At 70.6% G+C, this 6,708-nt stretch carries 3 protein-coding genes and 1 pseudogene; 2 read left to right on the top strand and 2 right to left on the bottom strand.

Annotated elements, in window-relative coordinates; translation table 11 throughout:
• A complete protein-coding gene (locus FLX07_RS29225) occupies positions 1-1,461 on the bottom strand; it encodes an MFS transporter (protein ID WP_142574903.1) in 1,461 nt (486 codons plus the stop codon).
• A 201-nt stretch (positions 1,462-1,662) separates the two neighbouring features.
• Here FLX07_RS29225 and FLX07_RS29230 point away from each other — a divergent pair, with 201 nt between their 5' ends.
• Positions 1,663-2,250: a TetR/AcrR family transcriptional regulator gene (locus tag FLX07_RS29230; protein ID WP_142574904.1), complete on the top strand. Its 588-nt coding sequence runs from the start codon at positions 1,663-1,665 to the stop codon at positions 2,248-2,250.
• Positions 2,251-2,321: 71 nt separating this feature from the next.
• Here the strand turns inward: FLX07_RS29230 and FLX07_RS29235 are convergent, their stop codons facing one another.
• A complete protein-coding gene (locus FLX07_RS29235; protein ID WP_208762443.1) occupies positions 2,322-5,927 on the bottom strand; it encodes a LamG-like jellyroll fold domain-containing protein in 3,606 nt (1,201 codons plus the stop codon).
• Positions 5,928-6,460: 533 nt separating this feature from the next.
• Between FLX07_RS29235 and FLX07_RS29240 the strand changes: the two are divergent.
• Positions 6,461-6,708 (top strand): annotated as a pseudogene (locus tag FLX07_RS29240) (hypothetical protein); the annotation flags it as partial.

Consider the following 6,708-nt stretch of genomic DNA (forward strand, 5'->3'; position numbering starts at 1 on the left):
TCAGCGGGCCGTGCCCACCGTGCCCACCGTGCCCACCGTGCCCGCTGGGACCCGGGCGGCCGCTTCGCCGGCGGGCACCGTACGGCGGCGCGCCCCCGGGACCAGCAGCGCCACGGCGACGGTTGCCGCCAGGGTCACGGCCATCACGAGGAAGGCGGTGGTGAAGCCCGACTCGTACGGCAGGCCGTCGGGGCGCAGGTGACCGGTGATGACGGAGCTGACCACGGCGGTGCCGATGGAGCCGCCGATGGTGCGGATGTTGGTGTTCATTCCGCCGGCGACGGCGGTCTGACCGGCCGGCACGCTCTGCACGATCAGGTTGGTCATCGAGGCGTAGGCCAGGCCGAGACCGAGCCCGAACACGGCGGTCGCGACGGCGAGCTGCCAGGGCCGGTCGTGCCAGAGGGCGACGCCGGCGCTCGCCAGCGCGCCGAGCGCGCATCCTACCACGAGCTGGGCCTTGACCCCGGCGACGCGGGAGATCGGGCCGCTCACCGTGCCGGCGACGGCCATCGTGACGAGCATGGGCAGCATCAGCAGCCCGGCCTCGGTCACGCTCGACCCGAAGCCGTAGCCCGTCACGGCCGCCGGTATCTGCATGAACTGCGGCAGGAACGCGTACGAGGCGAACATGCCGGCGCCGAACAGCAGCGCCACCAGGTTGGTCGTCCACACGGCCGGAAGCCGCATCATGCGCATGTCGATCAGCGGGTCGCGCGAGCGCAGCTCGACCGCGATCCACGCGGCGAACAGCACCACGGCGGCGGCGAGCGGCGCGATGACGGCGGCCGAACTCCAGCCCCAGGCGGACGCCTCGGTGAGCGGGACCAGCAGTGCCACCAGCCATCCGGACAGCAGCGCCGCGGCCGTCCAGTTGACCCGGCCGGGCGTGCGCAGTGGGGACCGGGGCACACTGCGGTAGGCCAGGAACGCGGTGGCGACGACGACGATCGTGGGGATCCAGAACAGCCAGCGCCAGCCGAGGGCGTCGACGATCGGGCCGGCGAGCACGATCCCGACGCCGCCGCCTGCGGCGATGACGGCGGAGATGACGCCCACCATCGAGGGCACCCGGTTGGCGGGGAACTCGTCGCGCACGATCCCGAACGACACGGGGAACACGGCGCCGCCGAGCCCCTGCACGATCCGTCCGACGATGAGCACCCCGACGTTGGGGGCGACGGCGGCGATGAGGCAGCCGAGCGCGATGGCGCCCAGTGCGATGAGCAGCGTGCGGTCCTTGCCGATCATGTCGGCGATGCGGCCCATCAAGGGCGTGGCGACGGACGCGGACAGCAGCCAGGCGGTGAGCACCCAGGTCACCGTGCTCTGGCTGGTGTGCAGGTCGTGCTGGATGGTGGACAGCACGGGGCTGACCAGGGACTGCAGCATGGAGAACGAGGCCGTGGCGGCTGCCAGCGCGAGGAAGGTCAGCCGTTGTGGCGAGGTGGTGCGTGACATCGAACATCCTTCGACAGGAGGAGCCCGCGCGACGAGGCGCGGCGGCGACGCCGCCCCGGCCACGGGACGGCGTGCGGCAAAGATGACGATCAGGACGGCGTTGGCCGGAAGACGCCAACGCGAATGCCCGCCTGCTAAAGTCGAGGCGTGCCTCCACATTATCGGAGGGATGCCTCCACTTCAACTTCGGGAGGAAGACCGGTGACGGAGAAGGCGGCCGAGGGCCCCCGGACGAGGGTGCGACGCCCCCAGCGCGCGGACGCGCGGCGCAACTTCGACGCGCTGCTCGCCGCCGCGCGCGAGGCGTTCGCCGAACACGGCACGACGGCCTCCCTGGAGGACATCGCCCGGCGCGCCGGCGTCGGCATCGGCACGCTCTACCGGAACTTCCCCACGCGGCAGGACCTGTTCGACAGCGTGTACCTGGACGAGATCGACGAGTTGTGCGGCGCCGCGGGGCAGGTCGCGAACCTGCCGCCGTGGGAGGCGCTGGCCGCCTGGCTGCGGCGGTTCGTGGACTACGCGGCCACCAAGCGGGCGATCTCCGAGGCGCTCAACCGCGACTCGGAGATGATGCGGTCGAGCCGGACCGCCATGTACGAGGCGGGGGGGCCGCTGTTCGACCGGGCGAAGGAGGCCGGAGCGGTCCGCGGCGACGTGACCTTCGACGACGTCCTGCGGATGATCTCCGGCATCACCGGGGGCGGGTTCGTCGACGACGACCAGCGTGAGCGGGTGCTGGGCATGGCCCTCGACGGCGTCCGCTCCCGCCCGGCTGAATCCCGCTGAGAACAACAACGCCGGGCGGGGCCGTCGGCCCCGCCCGGCTGAGGTGCCCGGCGTGTTACGCGGAGATCGGGTTACTTGGCGAGCGGCGTGACCGCGATCTTGTCAATGATCGGGGCGTACTGCGATCGGAGCAGGATGTCGGGGAAGGTCGCGGAGATGTAGGTGGTGCCGTCGAAGTTCGGCAGTTCCCGTGAGTCGAAGGCGACGGTGTTGGCTCCCTTCGTGAGCTGAACGGGGATGGTCAGCTCCCAGAAGTTGTCGGCGTGGAAGGAGTGGGGGAACCAGGCCCGCCGCGGTGCGGCGCCGTTGACGGAGATCTCGGCGTGGCGGGCCAGCGGGTCGGGGTTGTAGTGGGACGCGGGAGACTGCTCGGGGTTGGAGTAGCGAACCGTCAGCGCGTACGTCCCGTTCGCGGGCGCGGTGACGTCGAAGGTGAGGGTGCCGGCGTCGCCGGGGGCGCCGCCGATGCCGGTGACGGCCTTCCCGCCGCTCGCCAGCGGATAGGCGGCCACCTTGGCGGCGCCGGCGACGTGGGCCGACTCGGCCTCGTACCAGGTCGGCGTGAGCGCGCCCTCGGTCTTCTCCACCCGCAGCCGGTCCAGCCGCACCCTGCCCGTCCGCGCGGTGTAGGTGACCTTGTTGACGCCGCCGGACAGGAATGCCTTGACCTGGGAGGACCCGGACGGCTCGGCGATGTCCTGCCCGTTGACGGTCAGCGTGCCCTTGCCGCCGCCGCGCAGGTCGACACCCAGCGTGGACTCGCCGTCGCCGGGGGAGTACACCCAGAACGTCGCCGACTGCCCCTTGCGCAGGTCGGCCACACCGGAGCCGGACACCTTCTTCTCGCCGTAGCCGGGGCGCGCTCCGTCGAGCGTGGCGTACTCGGCCTCGTAGACGGACTCGCTCGCGGCTGGGTTGGCGAGGGTCAAGTCGATCTTGTCGACGATCGCGTCCCCCTTGGTGGCGCCGGTGCCGTCGAGGCTCCTGGCGGCCAGGGTGATCGTGTGGTCCCCCTTGGACAGGGCGACCTTCGTGTCGGTGTGGTCCCAGACCACCCACTTGTACCCCAGCGGAAGGTGGAGCTCCTGCTCGTCCTCGCCGTCGACGCGGAGGAAGACGTTGGTCGGGCCCTGCTCCTGGACCGCGCCGTAGGTGTTCAGCGAGTTCGCGAAGACCGACAGGTCGTACGTGCCGTCCTGCGGGACCGACACCGGGAAGTTCAGCGTGACGTCGGAGCCGGTGCGCAGCCCGCCGACGTCGTAGCCGCCGGAGGTGTAGAACTTGCCGACGTCGGACGGAGTCCCCTCAGGACCGTTGCGGCTGTACCCCGTGCCGGTGTGGCCGGCGTCCTCCGCCTCGTACGTGGCCTGCCAGAGCGTGGTCGCCGGAGTGCCGGAGGCGGCGTGGTCGCCGGGGGTGAGGATGATCTGGTAGGCCGACGACTCCTTCAGGGCGGGCAGCGCGGACCCGAACTCGACGGTCACCGAGCCGTCCGTCACCTTCTGGTTCAGCTCGGCGACGACCCGGGGCTGCGCGGAGTCGCCGATCTGGCCGGTCCACGGGATCTCCTGGACCAGGGCGTGTACCGTGCCGGCGAACCCCTTGCGGCCGAACAGCGCGGTGTCGACGTTGTCGAAGTGAACGCCGACGAGACCGGACGCTCCGCCGAACAGCGCGCGGGCCTGCGCCTTGTCCTTGTCGAGCGTCGCGACGCCCTGCAGGGTGTAGCTGACATTCGGCCGCGGCGGGGTGACCTTGACCGTGTTGCCGGTCATCTGGCCGTAGGCGTGGAGCAGCCACCACTGGCCGTTGCCGCGATTGGCCTGGACGGCCGAGTCGGACAGGTTGCCGTCGATGTTCCAGTACGCGATGTCGGCGTCGACCTTCGACTCCTCGATGGCCGAGGCCCACTGGACCATCTGGCCGGGCACCGACGTGTGGTAGTTGAATGCGTACTCGTCGAGGTTGATCGGAAGTTGCCTGCCCTCATACGGGGTGCCCACGAAGATGGCCTGCTCCCACTGGCGATACTTCGCCACGTTGGTGCGGATGCGGGCCGGGTCGCCCAGCTCGTGCCAGGTCATGACCTCGGGGACCGTCCCGGCCTGCACGGCGTGCCGCAGGAAGCCCTGCACCTGGTCGTACAGGACGCTGCTGTTGGGGCCGGCGATCCTGGCCTTCGGCAGCTTGCCCTTGATCAGGGCGTTGACCTCGTCCCAGGCCTTGAAGTAGTACTGGGGGTCGCTCAGCCAGCTGATCTTGTTGTAGCTCCACGTGCCGGTGCCGAACATGTTGCCCTCGGGCTCGTTGAACGGCACGAAGACGATGTGGTCCTGATATTTCGGGTCGAGCGTGCGGACCTGGTCGACCTGCTTGGCGATCTTGGCCTTGAAGTCGTTCAGCCTGGCCTCGGGCGTGGTGCCGGGCCACTCGTAGGGGAAGCCCCGGTAGATGTCGGTCATGTAGATGTACACGTCGCCGCCGGTGCTGTCGGCGAGCGGCTTGACCACCTCCAGCGCGTCGGCGCCGGGGTGCTGCGGGCCGTCCTGGGCCTTCGTCGCGACCGTGCGCAGCCGCATGCCCTCAAGGAGGTTGGAGGTCGGCACGCCCTCGCCGTACACGCCGTACAGGGTGCCGGACGCGCCGCCGTGGAAGGCGCCGGTCTCGGTGCCGAGGTCGACGGTCAGGTCGTTGGCGACGACCTTGACCGTGGCCTGGACCGTGCTCCCGTAGGCGGAGCCCTCGACCGTGAACTGCCCCGGCCTGGCGTACGCGGCCGGGTCGACCGCCTCCCAGACGACCGGCACGCCCCGGCGGATGCCGTCGGAGAACTGCGCGTTGACGGTCGCGGGCAGTGCCGGCGCGATGCCCGGGTAGGTGGTGATCGCGAAGGAGGCCTGCTCGACCTTGGTGACCGAGGCCTTGCGGTCTCCGGCGAGCGCCGCGACCTGCTCGGCGTTCATGGCGGCGTCGTAGACGCGGAAGTCGTCCAGGTCGCCCGCCAGGAACGGGTGCCCGCCCCAGAACGGCTTGCCCAGGAAGCCGGAGGTGCTGTTGCGGTCGGAGTGCATCACCGCGGCCAGGTCGATCTGGGCGGTGGTGCTGCCGATGGGCACGCCGTTCACGTAGTAGGTGAGGGTCTTGCCGTCGATCGTGGTGACGAGGTTGACCCACTGACCGGTGGGCAGCTTCTGCGCGCCCGGCACCCCCACCTCGGCGTTGCCGTTGACCGGCTTGATGGACGACCTGGTGGTGGCGTCGCCGGCGTACGACGGGGTGACGAAGGTGGCGGTCGCGTTGTCCTTGCCGAGGTTGTAGACCCACTGGAAGTCGGCGCCGCCCGCCCACTTGAGCCAGGTGGAGATGGTCATGGCGTGGAGGTCGCGGAACAGGCCGTTCGGGATCGTCACGTAGGGGGCGGTCGCCGAGCCGGTCGGTCCGCCGGGCAGCGACAGGGCCTGCGTGCCGTCGGGGCCCACGGTGGTCTTGGCCGAGCCGGGATTGGCCAGGGCTCCGTCGAGGCCGGAGGGGGAGTCGTCCTCGACCACGCCGCTCGACAGGTCGCCGTCGAAGTCGTAGTGGAGGACGAGTGCCGGTGAGTCGGCGCTGAGTGCCGGTAAGGAGTGCGCCGGGAAGGCGTGCGCCGGCAAGGCGGCAAGGGGGATCGCGGTCGTCACGAGGGCGGAGGCGAGAACGGCATGAGGCGCGAGCCTGCGTGCTCGCCCGGACAAGGGTACGGCCATGCGCTGTCCCATTCGGGGGGTGAGTGATGGGGGGGAATCACGGGAGACGTCGAATCGGTTCGGCGAATCGATTCGACTGGACGATAAGCGGGGTGCCGGGAAACGGTCAAGGGCCGGAAACCCTTCCGGCACGCCATCGTCATCTCGCCGACACACGCCTACATACGCCGGCGCCTGCCGGCACCTGGCACGGCCCGCGCCGGACGACGGCTGGCGCGAACCCGGGAAGCCGTGCGGCGCACGCCGCGGAAGGCGTCTGCGGCCAACCGGCCATGCGTCCGTCCAGGTCCCCGCCAGGTCCCCGCCCAGGTCGCCGACCATGTCGCCGGCCAGGTCTCCGCAATTCGTGCCGCGAACCCCATTGACGCGTGCGACGGGCCGGGCCTATCGTCAGCGAACCGATTCGCCGAATCGGTTCGACTTCGATCGGAAACAGGCGCGTAACGCTGTCAGTGGAGGTCACGTCAATGAGACCAGGGTCAAGCGGCCGGCGTGCGGCAGGGATGGGTGCGGCGATCCTCGCGGCCGCCACCGGACTGGCCGCCTGCTCGTCACCGTCCGGCGGCTCCGACGGCGCCGGTGTCGCCTCGGCGGGCGCGAGCCAGGCCGCCGGGGGCGGGACCTACACGATCTGGGACCCCTACCCGCAGTTCGACGACTCCTCCGACTGGGTGAAGCTGCTCACGCAGTGCGGGACGGAGGCCGGGGTGACCGT

The organism is Microbispora bryophytorum, from assembly GCF_006874465.1.
GTDB classification, from domain to species: domain Bacteria; phylum Actinomycetota; class Actinomycetes; order Streptosporangiales; family Streptosporangiaceae; genus Microbispora; species Microbispora bryophytorum.